The sequence below is a fragment of the Paenibacillus sp. ATY16 genome, from assembly GCF_003399985.2.
GTDB classification, from domain to species: Bacteria; Bacillota; Bacilli; order Paenibacillales; family Paenibacillaceae; genus Pristimantibacillus; species Pristimantibacillus glycanilyticus.
The window spans coordinates 477,038-494,610 of sequence record NZ_NMOK02000052.1 but is presented as its reverse complement, the minus strand read 5'-3'; the positions used below and the strand labels follow the sequence as shown (position 1 = coordinate 494,610).

Annotated in this window: 16 protein-coding genes and 2 pseudogenes; 5 read left to right on the top strand and 13 right to left on the bottom strand. The window is 50.0% G+C overall.

The features are described from left to right. Positions 1 to 16: 16 nt before the first annotated feature. The gene (locus CFI03_RS28015) at positions 17 to 796 is read right to left on the bottom strand and encodes a YheC/YheD family protein (RefSeq protein WP_248762413.1); all 780 of its coding nucleotides are present in this window, start codon (positions 794 to 796) and stop codon (positions 17 to 19) included. Between the two features lie 138 nt (positions 797 to 934). On the opposite strand from CFI03_RS28015, the gene CFI03_RS31210 reads away from it, so the two are divergent. After that, complete coding sequence (locus CFI03_RS31210) at positions 935 to 1,060, top strand: hypothetical protein (RefSeq protein ID WP_283094711.1); 126 nt, start codon at positions 935 to 937, stop codon at positions 1,058 to 1,060. A gap of 197 nt (positions 1,061 to 1,257) precedes the next feature. Here CFI03_RS31210 and CFI03_RS28010 read toward each other — a convergent pair whose 3' ends face one another. Next, on the bottom strand, positions 1,258 to 2,289 hold the full coding sequence (locus CFI03_RS28010) for a C40 family peptidase (RefSeq protein WP_248762412.1): 1,032 nt from the start codon (positions 2,287 to 2,289) through the stop codon (positions 1,258 to 1,260). A gap of 400 nt (positions 2,290 to 2,689) precedes the next feature. Between CFI03_RS28010 and CFI03_RS28005 the strand changes: the two genes are divergently transcribed. Beyond that, on the top strand, positions 2,690 to 2,866 hold the full coding sequence (locus tag CFI03_RS28005; protein WP_248762411.1) for a hypothetical protein: 177 nt from the start codon (positions 2,690 to 2,692) through the stop codon (positions 2,864 to 2,866). A 91-nt stretch (positions 2,867 to 2,957) separates the two neighbouring features. On the opposite strand, the gene CFI03_RS28000 is transcribed toward CFI03_RS28005, so the two are convergent. From CFI03_RS28000 to CFI03_RS27980, 6 genes and pseudogenes are all read right to left on the bottom strand, one after another. Further along, positions 2,958 to 3,845 carry a transglutaminase family protein gene (locus CFI03_RS28000; protein ID WP_248762410.1) on the bottom strand — a complete coding sequence of 296 codons (888 nt, stop codon included), beginning with the start codon at positions 3,843 to 3,845 and terminating at the stop codon, positions 2,958 to 2,960. Continuing rightward, positions 3,842 to 4,837 carry an alpha-E domain-containing protein gene (locus CFI03_RS27995; RefSeq protein WP_127493038.1) on the bottom strand — a complete coding sequence of 332 codons (996 nt, stop codon included), beginning with the start codon at positions 4,835 to 4,837 and terminating at the stop codon, positions 3,842 to 3,844. Before CFI03_RS27995 ends, CFI03_RS28000 begins: the two co-directional genes overlap by 4 nt. A gap of 30 nt (positions 4,838 to 4,867) precedes the next feature. Continuing rightward, positions 4,868 to 6,328 carry a circularly permuted type 2 ATP-grasp protein gene (locus CFI03_RS27990; protein WP_127493041.1) on the bottom strand — a complete coding sequence of 487 codons (1,461 nt, stop codon included), beginning with the start codon at positions 6,326 to 6,328 and terminating at the stop codon, positions 4,868 to 4,870. Between the two features lie 247 nt (positions 6,329 to 6,575). After that, positions 6,576 to 6,890: pseudogene (locus tag CFI03_RS31485) on the bottom strand (methyl-accepting chemotaxis protein); the annotation flags it as partial. A 228-nt stretch (positions 6,891 to 7,118) separates the two neighbouring features. Then, positions 7,119 to 7,577, bottom strand: a pseudogene (locus CFI03_RS31480) (protoglobin domain-containing protein); the annotation flags it as partial. A 318-nt stretch (positions 7,578 to 7,895) separates the two neighbouring features. After that, a complete protein-coding gene (locus CFI03_RS27980) occupies positions 7,896 to 9,791 on the bottom strand; it encodes a PrkA family serine protein kinase (protein ID WP_248762409.1) in 1,896 nt (631 codons plus the stop codon). 209 nt (positions 9,792 to 10,000) lie between these two features. Between CFI03_RS27980 and CFI03_RS27975 the strand changes: the two genes are divergently transcribed. Further along, positions 10,001 to 10,834 (top strand): DUF2161 domain-containing phosphodiesterase, encoded by an 834-nt coding sequence (locus tag CFI03_RS27975; RefSeq protein WP_248762408.1) that lies wholly within the window; start codon positions 10,001 to 10,003, stop codon positions 10,832 to 10,834. Here the strand turns inward: CFI03_RS27975 and CFI03_RS27970 are convergent. From CFI03_RS27970 to trmL, 3 genes are all read right to left on the bottom strand, one after another. Then, positions 10,818 to 12,017: an aminotransferase-like domain-containing protein gene (locus CFI03_RS27970; protein WP_248762407.1), complete on the bottom strand. Its 1,200-nt coding sequence runs from the start codon at positions 12,015 to 12,017 to the stop codon at positions 10,818 to 10,820. The two genes, CFI03_RS27975 and CFI03_RS27970, sit on opposite strands and share 17 nt — an antisense overlap. A 422-nt stretch (positions 12,018 to 12,439) precedes the next feature. Then, a complete protein-coding gene (locus CFI03_RS27965) occupies positions 12,440 to 12,691 on the bottom strand; it encodes an AbrB/MazE/SpoVT family DNA-binding domain-containing protein (RefSeq protein WP_127493051.1) in 252 nt (83 codons plus the stop codon). 123 nt (positions 12,692 to 12,814) lie between these two features. Beyond that, on the bottom strand, positions 12,815 to 13,279 hold the full coding sequence (gene trmL, locus CFI03_RS27960; RefSeq protein WP_248762405.1) for a tRNA (uridine(34)/cytosine(34)/5-carboxymethylaminomethyluridine(34)-2'-O)-methyltransferase TrmL: 465 nt from the start codon (positions 13,277 to 13,279) through the stop codon (positions 12,815 to 12,817). Positions 13,280 to 13,446: 167 nt separating this feature from the next. Between trmL and CFI03_RS27955 the strand changes: the two genes are divergently transcribed. Beyond that, complete coding sequence (locus CFI03_RS27955; protein ID WP_127493053.1) at positions 13,447 to 14,163, top strand: response regulator transcription factor; 717 nt, start codon at positions 13,447 to 13,449, stop codon at positions 14,161 to 14,163. Positions 14,164 to 14,224: 61 nt separating this feature from the next. Here the strand turns inward: CFI03_RS27955 and serC are convergent, their stop codons facing one another. After that, the gene (gene serC, locus CFI03_RS27950; protein ID WP_248762404.1) at positions 14,225 to 15,313 is read right to left on the bottom strand and encodes a 3-phosphoserine/phosphohydroxythreonine transaminase; all 1,089 of its coding nucleotides are present in this window, start codon (positions 15,311 to 15,313) and stop codon (positions 14,225 to 14,227) included. Between the two features lie 128 nt (positions 15,314 to 15,441). On the opposite strand from serC, the gene thpR reads away from it, so the two are divergent. Continuing rightward, on the top strand, positions 15,442 to 16,020 hold the full coding sequence (thpR, locus tag CFI03_RS27945) for an RNA 2',3'-cyclic phosphodiesterase (protein ID WP_248762403.1): 579 nt from the start codon (positions 15,442 to 15,444) through the stop codon (positions 16,018 to 16,020). Between the two features lie 48 nt (positions 16,021 to 16,068). Here the strand turns inward: thpR and glnA are convergent, their stop codons facing one another. Further along, positions 16,069 to 17,493, bottom strand: coding sequence for a type I glutamate--ammonia ligase (glnA, locus tag CFI03_RS27940; RefSeq protein ID WP_127493059.1), 1,425 nt, complete (start codon positions 17,491 to 17,493; stop codon positions 16,069 to 16,071). Between the last annotated feature and the right edge of the window lie 80 nt (positions 17,494 to 17,573).

The window sequence follows — 17,573 nt, the reverse complement described above, 5'->3', positions numbered from 1 at the left end:
TTGCGGCCTTTCCTTATTATGCGTCCTTCCGCCCGTAACTCCTCGCGAACTCTTTCATCTTCTTGTACGCCTTTGGGTCAAGTCGCTTCACCGGGTAAAACTGCGGGTGATTGGAGTTGACTTCTATGACCCAAAGGCGCTGCTTCTTGTCATAAGCAAAATCGATGCCCAGCTCATGCATGCCTTTGCGTTTGCCGCTGAGATGCTTAGCTATTTTTAGCGATTTCGATTTTAGCTGCGAGATCCGCTTCTCTGTTTTCTTTGGCGAGAGGCCTTGCTTCTTCCCAAGCTTCTCCATCGTATACAGCTTGCCGCCTTGATAATAATTCGTAACAATCTTCTTTGGAGCCCCAACCTTCACTATACAGCCGTTTACGGCCCAGGAGCCGCCCGGCTTGCGCTGTACCATTACCCGGATGTCATACGCTCTGCCCTCCACGCGGTCGAGTGAAATGCCTTCCTGAATAATTAACCTTTTCTCAGACCTCTTGCTGATATGGTCATACACGGCTGAAGTCGTAGTCAACCGCCGGCTAAGCTGCTTTTTGTTCACAATATGCTTGACCGTATAGCCGGAGCTCTTCGCTTTCTTGACTTTAAAAATCCCCACTCCGAGCGAGCCCGTATCCGGCTTTACATAGACCGAGGAGTGCTCTGCCAGCATCGATGCCATATGTTTCCGGCTGAACGATACGGTGTGAGGGACAACCTTCTTCAAGCTTTTGTGAGAAAGTAAATAGCGGCACACCTTAAGCTTTCCGTAGATGTTTCGGCTTTTGTATTTTTTTACGTACATGGAATTCACCCTCCAATCCCAGTGTATGTTCCGTCGCTTAACGCCACTTGTGCTGAAGTGGATAGGCCTCCATACAACTGCTGCTGCAACTATTCGGCTCATGCTCCCGTTAAGTAATTATTAGGAGAGTGGTGTCTCGTGCAAAAAAATGAGGTTATCCTCTGTTCAAGCCTGCTGCTTATTCTAGGATTGGGCGCAATCACCTATTGGGCGCTGGCAAGGGATCATTCCCAATCGATTAAAGGAAATGCCGAAATCGACTGAAGTCTCCTGATAACCAAACTAAACAAAGGGCTGTTCCCTCTGCCAAAATCGGCTTAAGGGAACAACCCTTTTTTTGTGCTGAGCTAAAGATCCTCTTCCTTCTATCGGCTGCTTCGCGCTTGTCCATGGAGCCCTTCCCAAAGCACCAGCTATAGCGCGAAGCTACGTCTTAAGGAACAGCTTCCCTATTTCAACTTCTATTCCGTAATCGTCTTCGTATAAGTACTGTTTGTTGTGATATAGACGGTTTTGCCGTTTACTTTAATCTGGTACCAGTAGCTGTTGGCTTTCTTGATCAGCTCGGCTTTTTGGCCAAGCTCCAGTCTGCCAACCGTGGACGAGCTCGAGCTCGCAGCCGATTTCAGGCTAACCCAGCCCTTGACCGTTACCACATATGTAGTCTTCTCATTGGACGGATTCGACGGTGTCGGATCCGGAGTTGGCGTTGGTGCAGGCGTTGTAGAACCGCCGCCTGTTGATGGGCCCGTCCAAGCCGGAACCGGCTTTTGCGGCGGCAGCACATACGACTCAGGAATGGTAGGCGCTTTAATCGTTTTGCCTGCCATACCCGTGAATCCGGCTGCAGGGACTACGCGGCGGGCTTCCTTGAAGTTCTCGCCCCACCAATATTCCCAGCCGTCAACCGTGCCAAGCGCTGTTGGGTTGCCGTCCGAGCGGGTGCCGATAACAACCGGCTGACCATCGCGGTTAGTTCCCATGTAAATCGCTACGTGCATAATATGATCGGTTTCCTGCCAGGTCAGAATATCGCCAAGCTTCAGGTTCTCAATGCCGGTAAGCTTCCACTTGCCGTTCACCTTCTGTTTGCCGACACCGGCAACCTTTGTGCCAACCGTGTTGTAATTTGCGGATGTTCCTGTAACGTTAATGCCAAAGTCCCCGAATACGAAACGGACAAAGCCCGAGCAGTCCTCGTAGCCGTATTTGCCGTAAGCATCGGAACCGCTGCCATACACCATATAACCGTTTTCCATATACCAGATCGCCCGTTCGACGATTTGGTAAGCGAGAGTGTTCGACTGACTTCCGTATTTCGCCCGGAAATCCGCCACATTATAGAGCTCGTCCTTCACATAGCTATCCGCGTTTATGTACTCATTGTATTTCTTTACTGCGCTTGCCGTAGTCCAGGTCGTGCTTGCGTTTGCAATGCCGGCTGTCCCTAGTAAAGATCCGATAATAGCGAGGCTTAGTAATTGCTTTTTCATGCTTTTGTCATCCCTCCCACCCCTATTAAAATATATGCCAACTCTCACCGCAATGACCAAAAAGTACCACTATTGATAGACGGAGCCAATCTTATAGCCTTCTAATTTTCTAACCTTTACCAATGTTTTTTCTTAGTAAGCTTTAATGAAAATCCTCGTCAAACCTAGGCCGTGACTAGCTTTGACAGCATCCGCGAAGCCGCGTTTTTAGGCTATTTTCCGTCATTTCGCAGGATAAAAATCCCTGCAAAAATCATTTCCTCTGTTACCAATTATGAGAAAAAATTTAGGAAAACTCGCCCAATAAAGCAAGATACCCGCTTATAGCATTTTCTCTCTATCTTCACTATAATTTCTCTAGTACCTACTAACGCGCAAAAAGACTTCCGAGGTGATACCGTTGTCCAAAGATAAATTCATAGGCTACAGAGTTATGTTTAATGTGGGACCAAGGTTTATGGTTCATGTCTATATGAAAGAGGAGTATTACGAGCAATGGCGATATACGCGGGATCAGAGGATCACGGATGTTGTCATCGAAGAGGTTGAGGTTGAGCTCGATTATTTTCTTGATTAGCGATAAAAATAAAAAGGCTGCTTCCCTCGGTTCCGTCATTTGAACGAACCTGTGGATGCAGCCTTATTTTAACTTCCTATCCGTCATCGCATTAATCCTCGATTTTGCGTACATCTACCGTTACCTTCAGCTTCTGATGCCCGTTGCCCCGGTACACTCCTTTTACCGGCACAATATCCTTGTAGTCCCGGCCATGCCCCAGCTTGACATACCGCTCCCCAACCGGCGCTTCGTTCGTCGGATCAAAGCTGCACCAGCCAAGCTGCGGCACATACGCCTCTACCCAAGCATGGGAAGCCTGCTCGAAATCGGCGCTGCCGCCCTGCAGATCCCCCACGAAATGATACCCGCTTACGTAACGGGCGGGAATCTGATGAAACCGGCAGCAGGCAATCATGAGATGGGCGAAATCTTGGCATACCCCGCGTCTGCGCTCGATCAGATCGCTGGCTTTGGTCGTAACGGTCGTAGCTTCCGGGTCGTAAATAAACTCGGTTCTGATCTTGCTGGACAAGGAAATGAGCCAGCTCAATACGCTCATGTCTTCGCCTTCCTTCAAGGCAACACTCTCCGCATAGCGCTCCACATCGGTCGTTAAATCCGCGTAGCCGGTCGGCAGCAGAAACTCTGCGAAGCGGTTAGCCGCTTCCTCCGTCTCCAGCCAGGTCCATGCCTCCCTGGCAAGCTTGCCGTTCAGCAGAGCCGCCTGCTCCTCGGGACTAGGCGCATGTCTCGTTACGACCGTCATCTGCGTACGGATCGTCAAGCGCTTATGCGGCGGGTTCACCGAGAAAGAATGCACCCGGTTGCCGAAGAAATCCTCATAGCTGAAGAGCGAGGCATTCGGCTCTATGAAGATAGCCTGCTGATAGCAGGATTGACGTTCATTGGTGCTTGGCGTCAGCCGGATCTCATTGACACTGTCCGTTGCCGACTCCTCGTAATCGTATTGCGTCACGTGGGATATATTTAGCTTCATGCGCTTGCCTCCCCCATGCGAAAAAAGGTTTTAGCAAAAGAATGCCCAAGCATCTGGCACGCCTCCAGCAAATGACCTACGATCGATCCGTTCCGGTCGACAATCATATCGTCATGCTCCAGGCAAGCCAAGTCCGCCTTCACCTTCGCTACCTGGCGGATGATTCGATCATTGGCGGTACGCAGTTGATTATCCGACAGCTCAATCTGCTTCATATGCTCGTCGAGAGCATGGAAGGAGAAGTGAACGGAACGCGGAAACGATTGGTTCAAAATAACGAATTCCACGATGGACTCGACCGACATTCCATCGGCATAATAACGGCGGAACGACTGATGACCGCTCAGCGATTTCAGGACAGCTTGCAAGTACGGATAAGCGCCGGCATTGTTCCAGCCATCGCCAACGGCCGCATTGCCAACCGCTTTAATAATCCGCAGCGTATTCTCCGACCGCTCCAGGAATCGCCCGCATTCGATGAAATGCCATTCGTTCTCGCGCGGCATAACCGATTGGCACAAGCCCTGGAACAGAGCCGCCCATTCCTTGATCCGGCCATAGAACAGATGAGGCGATTCCTTCATCAGGTCTTCCGGCTGTTTCTCGCGCAGCCATAAGTAAAAGGCATTAATCGTGTCCCACAGCTCGCTTGGAACCTTCTCGCGCAGAGTACGCAGGTTGCCTCGGGCATGGCTCACGCAAGAGACCAGCGAGTTGCCGTTGTCCCGGTCAAGCGTAATGTAATGAAGCACGTCTTGTTCGGTATAATTTCCGTATTGCTGCTCGTAAGCGCTTCTGCTGCCCAAAGCGTCTACAATCCGGGTCCACTTGCATGGAACCCCTTTGCTCTCGCCGTCTTGACCGCAAGCTTCAACGCCTAATTCATCCTCTGCCTGCAGGTGATAATGGACATCAATTAATCTTGCATGGTTCTCCGCTCTTTCCATATAGCGGCCGATCCAAAACAATGCTTCAGCGTTTCGGTTAAGCACAGCGATACCTCCGTTTCTGGATTGAAGCTATTAACGATTTAACACCCATGTATCCTTCACTCCTCCGCCTTGCGAAGAGTTAACAACCAGAGAGCCTTCCCGCAAAGCAACGCGGGTAAGTCCGCCGGGAATAACATGAGTGGAATCTTCCCCCATTAGCGCAAATGCCCTCAGATCGATATGGCGAGGCGTCATTTGCCCGTCGACCATAACCGGCGCCCGCGACAGCTTCATCGTGGTCTGCGCGATGTAACGGCTCGGATCTTTTTTGATCTCCTCGGCGAACTCCTTGATTTCCTTGGGGGTAGCCGTAGGGCCGATCAGCATGCCGTACCCGCCTGAAAGCGAAGTTTCCTTTACGACCAGCTGGTCCAAATGTTCCAGAACGTAGTCTCGCTCTGCCTTCCGGGATAACAGATACGTCGGTACATTGTGCAGAATCGGCTCTTCTCCGAGATAATAACGAATCATATCCGGAACATAAGCATACACTGCCTTATCGTCCGCAACACCCGTACCCGGCGCATTCGCTATGGCGATATTGCCTGCCCGGTAAGCGTTCATCAGCCCCGGAACCCCCAGCAGCGAATCCGGCTGGAAAGCAAGCGGATCAAGGAAATCATCGTCTATACGGCGGTAAATGACGTCCACCTGACGAAGGCCTCTCAGATCGCGCAAATAAATTTTGTGATCTTTATAGACCAGGTCGCGGCCTTCAACCAAATGAATGCCGAGCTGCTGCGCGAGGAAGGTATGCTCATAATACGCCGAATTGTACGAGCCGGGAGTAAGAAGCGCAATTAACGGATCCTTCTTCCCGTTAGGCGCGAGAGAACGCAAAGAACGAAGGAAATAGTTCAGGCTGCGCTCAATGCTTTGAACGGAAGAGGACAAGTATAAATCATGGAACAGCTCGCTCATGATGGTACGGCCTTTGAACAAATAGGAGTAACCGGAAGGCGAACGGAGATTATCCTCGAGGACAAAATAACGGCCCTTCTCGTCTCTAATTAAATCTATGCCGGAGGACGTAATATACACGCCTCCCGGAACGTCTAAACCCATCATTTCCGGGCGAAAATATACGTTGGATACGATCATTCGTCTTGGGATAACCCCGTCGGACACAATGCGCTGAGCGTGGTAAATATCGTGGATGAACATATTAAGCGCCTTTGTCCGCTGACGGACGCCTCGGTCCACTGCTTCCCATTCATGCTTAGGGATAACGCGAGGGATGTAGTCAAAGGGAATGGTTCTTTCCAGAGGCTCGCTTTGGTTGGGACTGTTCAGGGTAAAGGTGATTCCTTCCTCCATCATGCGTTGATTAAGAGCATGCTGCCGCATCGTCAATTCCGACGGCTTCATTCTTGCGAACAGCCGATGGATATTGTCATAGTGGGGACGAACCGAAAAGTCTTTCTCGAACATTTCATCGTAAAATGATTGCGAATCGTAATAATGCGACTGCGACTGTTTGGCCGTCGACATGCCAACCGCCTCCTCCATGATGGTACAGCACCTTCCCTGATGCCTGCATTGATGACTACCAAAGTTGGCTTAGAACCTTTAAATGTTAACTTAATTTACATTTATACCATGAAAATCTTTATGAAAGTAAATTTTTGTTAGAACTATCATACAAGAAATGGATTTTCATGTCAACTTATATAGCACGAAAGCAGGGCTTCTGCGCTGGCGAAGAAACCCTGCTTTATATCATATGCCTATTCTCTTGTTATGTATTCAATTGACGCAAATCTTTTGTAACGGCATCCACGGTTTGAACGAAAACGGCAAGCTCCTGCGATCTCGCCGCCTGATTGCGGGCTTCAACCGAGGTTTTCTCCGATTCCATTTGAACCAAATGGATCTTCTTGTGAATCTCGTCCAGGTTCGTTTGGATCGTCTCCAGCGCTGTACGCGAGGATGCCGCAAGCTTGCGAACCTCGTTGGCCACAACCTCGAAGCCTCGTCCCATTTCGCCGGCGCGCGCTGCCTCAATAGCGGCATTCAGACCAAGAAGATGCGTCTGGTCGGCAATCCCGCGGATCAACAGCCCCATCTCCGTAATACCCGCCAGCTCCTCCTGCAGATCTCCAAGCAGCTCATGCGAGTGGTCTTGCGACTGCGAAGTGGATACGGCCGCCTCGGCAATCGACTTGGCGCCTTGGTCAAGCTCCGTCATCAATCCCGACAGCTGCTGCACCGATTCCGTAATCGTTGTGAGCATAACCGATCTTTGGTCAGCCAGCTCCTGAATCAAAGACTGCTCGGCGCGGTTATACGCTTCAAGCACCAGCTGCGAGTCCAGATTAAACATTTTGGACAGGGAGTGCAGAACGGAAGTCCATTTCTCCGGAATCGCAAGCTGCAGCACGGTTGCGGCGATATCGAGATAGGTCATGTAGCTTCCCAAGTACCAGTCAGTCGTGAGTCCAATCCGGGAATGGACAAGCCCGATCGTAATGCGGTTCTCGATGTACTCCTGGTCAATGACTCCTGAAGCCAGAGACAGCCAATAACCGCGTTGTGTCTGTTTAAGCCGTTCAATGGTGCTTACATTCGAGATAATGCGCATCAGATGCGGCTGTTGTCCAATGTTGTCATAGAAGCGGTTCACAACCTCTTCGACGACTTGTTCGAATATAGGCTTGCATGCCGCGAGCCGTTTCAAATCTTCTTCCGTAATACGGGTATATTCCAGCTGTTTGCGGCGTTCTTCCGAGACTTTAATCATAGTTCCGATCTCCCCCTAAAAAGTCAAAAGTCTTATAACGATTATATCGGAAAATAAGGAACCCACTTGTATGCATTCTTGTATTCTTCATGACAAGGGCATAGTTAAACAGCATACTACGCATTTGAATGTTCTTCCGATCGCCATTGCTCGGGGATTCCTTCGGAACTATTCCAATAGGATTGGAATCCCCTCACAAAAGCGACCACTTCGTTTCTCCAGAATCATTCAAAATGCTCCGTATGTATTTAACTATTTAACAAACCAAAAGCGGCTGTGCGAGGGGTTACCCCGCACAGCCGCTTTTTAGTTGAGAACTTAACGATTCAAGAGGCTTCCCACGTACCGCAGCAGCTCGTTTGCGCACACCGGGCAGTAGCCGTGTTCGTCAATCAACCGTTTGGTCACTTCGTTAATGCGCTTCAGTTGGCTTTCATCCGGCGTTTTGGTCGAAGTCGTAATTTTCACGATGTCCTTCAGGTCGGCGAACAGCTTTTTCTCAACGGCCTCGCGCAGACGTTCATGGCTTGTGAAATCGAACTTCTTCCCTTTTCTCGAGTACGAAGAGATCCGGATCAGAATTTCTTCGCGGAACGCTTTTTTCGCATTCTCGGAAACGCCGATCTGCTCCTCAATCGACCGCATCAGGCGCTCATCGGGATCCATTTCTTCGCCGGTAAGCGGATCTTTGATTTTGGACCAATTGCAATACGATTCAATGTTGTCGAGATAGTTCTCGAATAAAGTCCGGGCGGACTCTTCAAAGGAATAAACAAATGCCTTTTGAATTTCCTTTTTCGCCAGTCCATCATACTCTTTGCGCGCTACCGAGATGAAGTTCAGGTATCTTTCCCGCTCCTCCTTCGTAATCGAAGGATGCTGGTCAAGACCGTCCTTCAGTGCCCGCAGCACATCGAGAGCGTTAATGCATTGCATATCCTGCTTGATGAGTGCGCTCGATATCCGGTTAATGACGTAACGAGGGTCAATACCGGTCATCCCTTCTTCAATGTACTCGTTTTGCATTTCCTTCAGGTCGGCTTCCTTGAAGCCTTCAACCTCTTCGCCGTCGTACATTCTCATCTTCTTCACAAGGTCCATGCCTTGCTTCTTCGTTTCCTTCAGGCGGGTAAGTATGGAGAAGATGGCTGCCGATTTCAGGGAATGCGGCGAAATATGAATATGCTTCATGTCGCTTTGGCCGATCAGCTTCGTATAAATCTTCTCTTCCTCGGATACTTTGAGGTTGTACGGAATCGGCATGACAATCATACGAGATTGCAGCGCCTCGTTCTTCTTGTTGCTGATAAACGACTTGTACTCGGATTCGTTCGTATGCGCGATAATCAGCTCGTCGGCCGATATAAGCGCAAACCTGCCCGCCTTGAAATTCCCCTCCTGCGTCAGCGAGAGCAGGTTCCATAAGAACTTCTCGTCGCACTTGAGCATCTCCTGGAATTCCATGAGACCGCGGTTCGCCTTGTTCAGCTCGCCGTCGAAGCGGTACGCGCGCGGATCGGATTCCGAACCAAACTCCGTAATCGTCGAGAAGTCGATACTGCCTGTCAAGTCGGCAATATCCTGCGACTTCGGATCGGAAGGGCTGAACGTACCGATACCCACCCTGTTTTCCTCCGATACGAGCACGCGTTCAACAATGACATTCTCTATATCTCCATCGTATTCAACCCGAAGCCTCATTTGGCAGGAAGGGCACAAGTTGCCTTCAATGCGGACACCAAGCTCCTTCTCAATTTCCGGACGAAGCTCATGCGGGATCAAGTGCAGCGGCTCTTCGTGCATCGGGCAGCCTTTAATGGCGTAAGTAGCTCCTTTCTCCGTTCTGGAGAAACGCTCCAGCCCTTTCTTCAGCATCGTTACTATGGTTGATTTGCCGCCGCTGACCGGCCCCATTAAGAGCAGGATCCGTTTACGGACATCCAGCCTTCTGGCCGCCGAGTGGAAGTATTCCTCCACCAGCTTCTCCACGGCGCGGTCTAGACCGAAAATTTCCTGTTCGAAGAACTTATAACGCTTCCTTCCGTTATCGTCCTCTACCCCAAAAGATTCAATCATCTCATAGACGCGCGCGTGCGCAGTCATGGCCGGGGTCGGGTCCTCTCTAAGCAGTTCGATATATTCTCTGAAAGATCCCGTCCACGCAAGCTTTTCACTCTCTGTCTGATACTCCGATATTCGCTTGAAAATGTCCATGCCGTGCCTCCTCCCATCGCTTCCGCAATCCGCTAGTTTTCATTCCGCCCGGGATTATCTCTACATCATTGATCGTGTGGACCAACTTTTTACTGAAGTATTACAATCCTATGCTTAGTTATGTAGGAAATTGACCACTATTTTAGTCGGCAATCCGGCAAATAACGACAAGCATTTGCTATAATGATGGGAGAAAGAGGGGAATTAACATGGCAGTTAACAAGGAAGAGGAGCTGTACAGCCCCATCAAGGCCTACTACGAAAAGCTAGGTTTTACTGTAAAAAGCGAGGTTCTCCACTGCGATTTGGTTGCGATGAAACCGGATGGCAGCGAGGCGGTTGTTGTCGAAATGAAAAAAACGTTCAATCTCGCTTTGCTGCTGCAAGGGATTGAACGTTTACGCATAAATGATCATGTTGTACTGGCTGTTGAGCGCAACCGCAAGAAAAGCGGCGCCCACAACCAGCGCTTCAGCGATATTACGGAGCTGTGCCGGATGCTGGGTCTTGGCCTGATGACGGTCACCTTCTTCAAGACCAAAGCGCCTCTGATCGAAATGCTGTGCGAGCCGGGCGAAATGCCGAAGCGCGGGATCCGAAGAACCCGCCAGGCACGGCTCCTCAGGGAGTTCCGCGAACGGAGCGGCGATTACAACGTGGGCGGCAGCACCGGCCGCAAGCTGGTCACCGCCTATCGGGAGAAGGCCCTTCGGGCCGCATACGCCATGCAGCAAGCCGGCATCCTGTCGCCAAGTCAGCTGGCATCTCTGACGGGCAATCCGCAAAGCGCCTCCATGCTGCGAAGCAATTATTATAGTTGGTTCGAGAAGGTGGGGCGCGGCCAATACCGGCTAACGCCAGCCGGAGCCTTGGCTTTGGCGGAGTATGCCGAGGTGATCGCCGAATGGAAAGAGACCTTTACCCTTCCGCCGGCACCGGAGCCCAAACCCGCCAAAGCGCCAAGAACGAAAGCTCCCAAAGCAGCTTCCGAGGGCAAAACGTCCAAACGCGCAAAGGAGACTCCCTTTAGCTACGAGCGGTAAACTCGCGGATCGCTTCCGCCAGGCGCGCAACGCCAAGCACCGTTTTTTCTCCTTTATTATGGGTGAAATTAAGCCGGGCTGTGTTGCGTTTTGGATCGTAAGCATAAAAAGCGATGCCCGGAACAAAAGCTACGCCCTTCGATACCGCTACCCGCAGCAGCGCTTCCGCATCCAGACCCTCGGGAAGTTCAACCCATAGGAACATGCCGCCCTTCGGCTCGATCCAATGAAGTCCTTCGATTTTTTGCGCTTTGATCAGGCTTTGCATTTCCCGCATCCGGTCCCCGTAGGATTCCGAAATGATGCGGATATGTTCGTCGAGCGGGAAATGCGCAAGCAGCTGGCTCAAGATCTGCTGATCCATCGTGCTGGACTGCAGGTCGGCCGCTTGCTTCGCTTTTGCAAGCATCTTGATCACCCGGGTATCGCCGATCGCCCAGCCTGTGCGGAGCGCGGGAGCTACGATTTTCGAGAAGGTGCTTGTATATATAACAACGCCGCTTCCAAACTGCTGCTGGTCAAGCGCAAACAGCGTTGGGTAAGCCGCATTTTCATCGTATTTCAGCTCGCCGTACGGATCGTCCTCAATAATAGGCACTTGATGGCCGGCGCAGATCTGCAGAATTTCCTGCCTTCTTTCCAGACTCCACACATTGCCTGTCGGATTGCCAAAGGTCGGAACGGCATAAATAAACTTGGGCTTATGCTCGCGGACCAGTCGTTCCACATCCTCCGGAATCATGCCATGCTCATCGCTTTCCGCGGCAACCACCTTTAGACCATGCAGTTCAAACACTTGCAGGCAAGCTAAATAGGTAGGCCGCTCAACAAGCACCGTGTCCCCCGGCTCGGTGAGAACTTGAACAAGCAGGCTGATCGCCTGTTGGGAGCCTGTCGTAATAATCATTTCCTCCGGCTGCACGTTCATCCCCTTCTGAGCCATTCGGACGCATAGCTGCTCGCGCAGGGGCAAGTAACCTTCAGTAAGCCCGTACTGCAATGCGCTTGTACCCGCCGAAATCGCGCGGTCCGCGGCTTCCCTGACAGCCTGTACAGGAAAAAGCTCTTCCGCCGGCAGGCCGCCCGCAAAGGATACGATGTCATTGCCTTGCGTAAGCTTCAGAATATCCCTTACGACGGAAGACTTAACCTGCGTCATTCTTGATGCAAAGCGAAATTCCATATTTTCCTTCTCCTCCCGCAATGAAAAACCATGATTTGTACTGTCATTATTGTCGCATAATAAAAAGAATCCATGCAAACTTAAACGTTTTCTTTTCCCTAATACTTGGTTATAATGAAGCTAGCATATCGGAGGTGCACAAAATGTCTATTACTTTCGTTATTGTTATGACAGTCTTTATTTTGTTCCTGACTGCCATCTTGACGTCTTCGTACAACGACGACAAGACCAAAGGCCTTTAATAAAGGCTCGGTGAAACGGCTTTGCCGCCTTTGGCTGCGAGGCGCGTTTTCATTCCGGAGAATTCTAAGACATTGTAATAAATGGCTTGGAATTCAAAAAAAGAAGCTTCCCTCGTTTGCGTGAGGAGCTTCTTTTTTTTATCTTCGTATGTTTGTAGTATTGCTTGGATGATTATCCGATTAACGGTTTTGAAGTTGTCCCATTTCAATCATGCACGGTTCGCATAAATAACGGTCCTTGAATTCCTTCACATCTTCCATTGATCCGCAGAACACGCATCTTGGGCGGTAGCGCTCCAAAATAATATGGTCGCCTTGCACTAAAATCTCTACAGGGTCCCCCTCATTCATTTGATACCTTTTACGAAGTGATTTAGGAAGAACGATTCGTCCGAGTTGGTCCACCTTTCTAACCACACCTGCTGGTTTCATCTTTTCACCTCTTTTTATGACTGGATTTGCAAGCTAACGTTGTGTAAACATAGCACAGTAGACTTTCGATGGTCCCTAACGAATTCCTTCCTATGTTAGGATAGTCCTTAATATTATGTAAATTCAGTCCATTCCCGGGAACTTATTTTGGCGCAACGCCTCGTACACAATAATCGCCGCCGAATTGGAAAGATTCAGCGACCGGACATCTCCCGTCATCGGCATCCGCATGCAAGTATCCAGATTCGCATCAATCAGCTCTTGCGGCAGTCCTTTTGTTTCCTTCCCGAACACGAAGAAATCCCCGTCCTGAAAGTCAAACTCCGTATACACTTTGGTAGCTCTCGTGCTTGCATAAAAGAATCTTCCGTTTGGATTCGCATCCTGCAGCTCCTTGAAGGAATCATGGTATTCCACATGAACCGCATGCCAATAATCCAGTCCGGCGCGTTTGAGAGTGCGGTCATCGGTCTGGAATCCAAGGGGGCGTACAAGATGAAGATGCGCGCCTGTTGCGGCGCAAGTCCGGGCAATATTACCCGTATTTGCAGGAATTTCAGGTTCAACCAAAACAATATGAAAAGCCATAACTGTACCAACCTCACATTCTATGTCATTATACACGAAACAGTGCGTTCTCGCACCAGTGCCAAAGAGGCAATTTTTACATTAGGTTAACGTACTCTTAATCTCCGCATAAATGTCTCCCCTCATAATGAAAACATCATGTAGGAGGCAAAAGGAGAATAGATACGATGAAAAAGAAAATATTGGTCGTTGATGACGAGCCGTCCATCTCCATGCTTATCGAATTTAATTTGAAACTCGCCGGTTACGATGTCCGGTGTGTAAGCGATGGCGAGGCCGTATTCGAGATGTTAAAGCCATTCCGTCCTGACCTGATCGTACTCGACTTGATGCTTCCGAAGATGGATGGCATCCAAGTATGCCGTGAGCTGCGCAAGCAGAGCAATGCGGTACCAATCGTTATGCTAACCGCCTTGCAGGACGTCACGGACAAAATCGCCGGGCTTGATAACGGGGCCGACGATTATATGACGAAGCCGTTTAGCCCGCAAGAGCTGATCTCGCGTATTCAGGCCATTTTCCGCCGAATTCAGTCCCTTCCGGGTCAAGCTGAATCAACAACATTCGATATTGGCCGGTTGACGGTACGCGCCGAACAGCGCGAAGTGCTGATTGATGGCCGGACCATTGAATTGACACCGAAGGAATTCGAGCTTCTTCTCTTCTTATGCAAGCATAGAGGCAAAGTATTAAGCCGTCAGCAGCTGCTTCACGGGGTATGGGACTACCACTTCCTCGGCGATACGCGAATTGTTGACGTTCATATCAGCCATCTTCGAGATAAAATCGAGCAAAACGCAAGAACGCCGGAGTACATTATGACGGTCCGCAATGTCGGCTACAAGCTTCACGCCCCTAATATGGCCGATTCGTCACTGGCATAAACACTTCTAACAATGAAGACCGCCTTTCCGATTACGGAAATGGCGGTCTTTGTCAACTTTCTTAACCGTTGCGGCGCTGGAAGTCAGCCATAAATTCAGCAAGCGCTTTGCAGCTCTCGTGCGGTACGGCGTTGTACGTCGAAGCGCGCAGACCGCCAACATCGCGGTGGCCCTTCAGGCCAACAAAACCGTTTTGCTCCGATTCCTTCACGAATTGCTTCTCCAGCTCTTCGCTTTGCATACGGAAAGTGATGTTCATAAGCGAACGGCTGTCCGGATGAGCGCATCCCACGTAATAGCCGTTGCTTTGGTCGATCGCGTCATAGATCAGCTTTGTTTTATCGCGGTTGAGCTGCTCCATCGCGGCAACCCCGCCGTTACCCTTGATCCATTTCAGAACCAGGTTAACCATATATACCGAGAAGGATGGCGGCGTATTGTAAAGCGATTTGTTCTTCGCATGCGTGTCGTAGCGGAAGATTGCCGGAATGTTTTTCGGGCTTTCTTGGACCAGGTCATCGCGTACGATAACAACCGTAACACCGGATGGACCAAGATTTTTTTGCGCGCCGGCATAGATGAGGCCAAATTTGCTAATATCAATAGGACGGCTTAAAATATCGCTGGACATATCGGCTATAAGCGGTACATGGCCAAGGTTCGTCGGGAACTCCTGGAACTGTACGCCTCCGATTGTCTCATTAGATGTCAGATGAAGGTAAGCTGCATTCTCCGGCACAACGATTTCGTTAATGCTTGGCATACGCATGAAATTGTCGTTTTCTGACGAAGCAGCAATAACCGTCTCGCCGATCAGCTTCGCTTCCTTAATGGCTTTGTCAGCCCAAGCGCCCGTTTTAACGTAAGCGGCTGGACGGCCCGCGGAAAGCAGGTTCATAGGAATCATGGCAAATTGCTGGCTTGCGCCGCCTTGCAGGAAAAGGACATGATAGTTATCCGGAATACCGAACAATTCGCGCATGAGGGCTTGTGATTCGTTGTTCACTTGCTCATAAAGTGCGCTACGGTGGGACATTTCCATGATGGACATCCCCGCGCCCTGATATTCGACAAATTGCTCTTGCGCCTGCTGCAGCACCTCGAGCGGTAAAGCGGCCGGTCCTGCATTGAAATTATAGGCTCGTTTCATTTCCGTTACCCACCTTTTGTTTTTGTTAAGCATCTCACATGATATTGATTATGATAGCAATTTTACCGGCTCTCTTCAAGTACATTTACATAATGTTAGTGACAAAAAGTCGAACGGAGATTATTCACATGGCAGATAATATTCGGATTTTCACCGCATTATCCATTCCAGCAAACATTAGCGGACAAATCGTTAGTCATTTGCCCGATTGGCAGGATCAGCTCTCTTTCCAGAAATGGGTGGATCCCCGGGACCTGCACATAACGCTCCACTTCATCGGGGACATGCCCGTTTCCTCCATTCCCGCCATACAGACTGCCATGCAGGAAGCCGTTTCCCGAACAGCATCCTTCTCGTTAGAACTGTCGAAACTTGGCAGCTTCGGACGCGAGGAACGCCCCTCCGTCTTATGGCTTGGCTTAAAGCAATTGCCCGCTGAGCTAACCAGGCTTCATCAATCGCTTGGCCAGTCGCTTCATTCGGGTATTGGCTATACGCCGGAGACCCGTCCTTACCGGCCTCACGTGACCTTAGCGCGGAAATATTCCGCCGATGAACCATGCACAGCCGAAAAGCTTGAGAAGCTCTCAAGCCCCTTTCTGCAGCATCAGACAGCCTTCGACATCGCCGGCATTACGCTATACCGTACCCGGTTAGGCGAAAGACCTATGTACGAACCCATTGCAGTCGCACAATTCGACAAATAAAAAGCGGACTCCCGCCAAGGGAGTCCGCTTGAATAAGTGCGTTTCGAATTAGCAGCCGAAGTACAGGCTGTACTCGTGTGGATGAATACGAATCGATACCGCTTTTGCTTCGCTGCGTTTAACGGCAACATAGTTAGCGATGAATTCTTCCGTGAATACGCCGCCTTCAGTCAAGAATTCGGAATCCGCTTCGAGAGCGTCAAGCGCTTCGTCGAGTGTACCAGGTACGCTGCGGATTTCTTTTTTCTCTTCTTCTGGCAGTTCGTAAATGTTTTTGTCGAATGGACCATAGCCCAGAGCAACAGGGTCCAGTTTACGTTTTACGCCGTCAAGACCAGCAAGCAGCATAGCCGCGAATGCCAAGTAAGGGTTAGCTGTGGAGTCCGGAGTACGGAACTCGATACGGCAGCCTTTTGGCGTTACCGAAGCGATTGGAATACGTACTGCAGCGGAACGGTTACCTTTCGAGAATACGAGGTTAACCGGAGCTTCGTAACCAGGAACCAGACGTTTGAACGAGTTTGTCGAAGGGTTCGTCAAAGCGATCAGAGCTGGTGCGTGGTGCAGAATACCGCCAATGTAGTGCATAGCGAGTTGGCTCAGGTTGCCGTAAGCGCCTTTCTCATAGAACAGCGGAGTGTCGCCGTCGAAGATCGAGGAGTGAACGTGCATACCGGAACCGTTGTCGCCGAACAGCGGTTTTGGCATGAAAGTAGCCACTTTGCCGTATTGGCGAGCTGTGTTGTGAACGATATATTTGTACAGCATGAGGTTGTCAGCTGTCTTAGTCAAAGTGCTGAAACGGAAGTTGATTTCTGCTTGGCCGGCAGTTGCAACTTCGTGGTGATGACGCTCAACGCGAAGGCCAACTTCTTGCATCAGGCGAACCATTTCGCTGCGGATGTCTTGTTGTTGGTCAACCGGAGCAACTGGCACGTAGCCGCCTTTTACAGGAACTTTAAAGCCAAGGTTGCCGCCTTCTTCTTTACGGTTCGTGTTCCAGCCTGCTTCTTCGGAATCCACGTAGAAGGAAGAAGAATTCATTGTGCTTTCGTAGCGAACTTCGTCGAAGATGAAGAATTCGGACTCAGGCGCGAAGAATGCAGTCGTACCGATACCGGTTGTTTGCAGGTATTCTTCCGCTTTTTGAGCGATGCTGCGTGGGTCACGCTCATAACGCTCGCCGTCCGGTGTATGGATGTTACACATAATGTTCAGTGTAGGATGATCTGTGAAAGGATCAACGAATACTGCATCAGTATCTGGCATCATTACCATGTCAGATTCTTCAATACCGCGGAAACCTGGGATCGAGGAACCGTCAAAAGCTACACCGTTTACGAAAGTATCAGCGTCAACTTCTGTCGAAGGAAGAGTAATGTGGTGCGCGCGACCAGCAAGATCCACGAAGCGGAAATCTACAAACTGGATGTTGTTTTCTTGAATTTGTTCCAAAACTTTTTGAACTGACATCAGATATTTCCTCCATTTCCGAACATTTGCATAGTGGTGAACAGTTATTGTTCAAGTTTCTCGTTAAACTATGAGGTAAT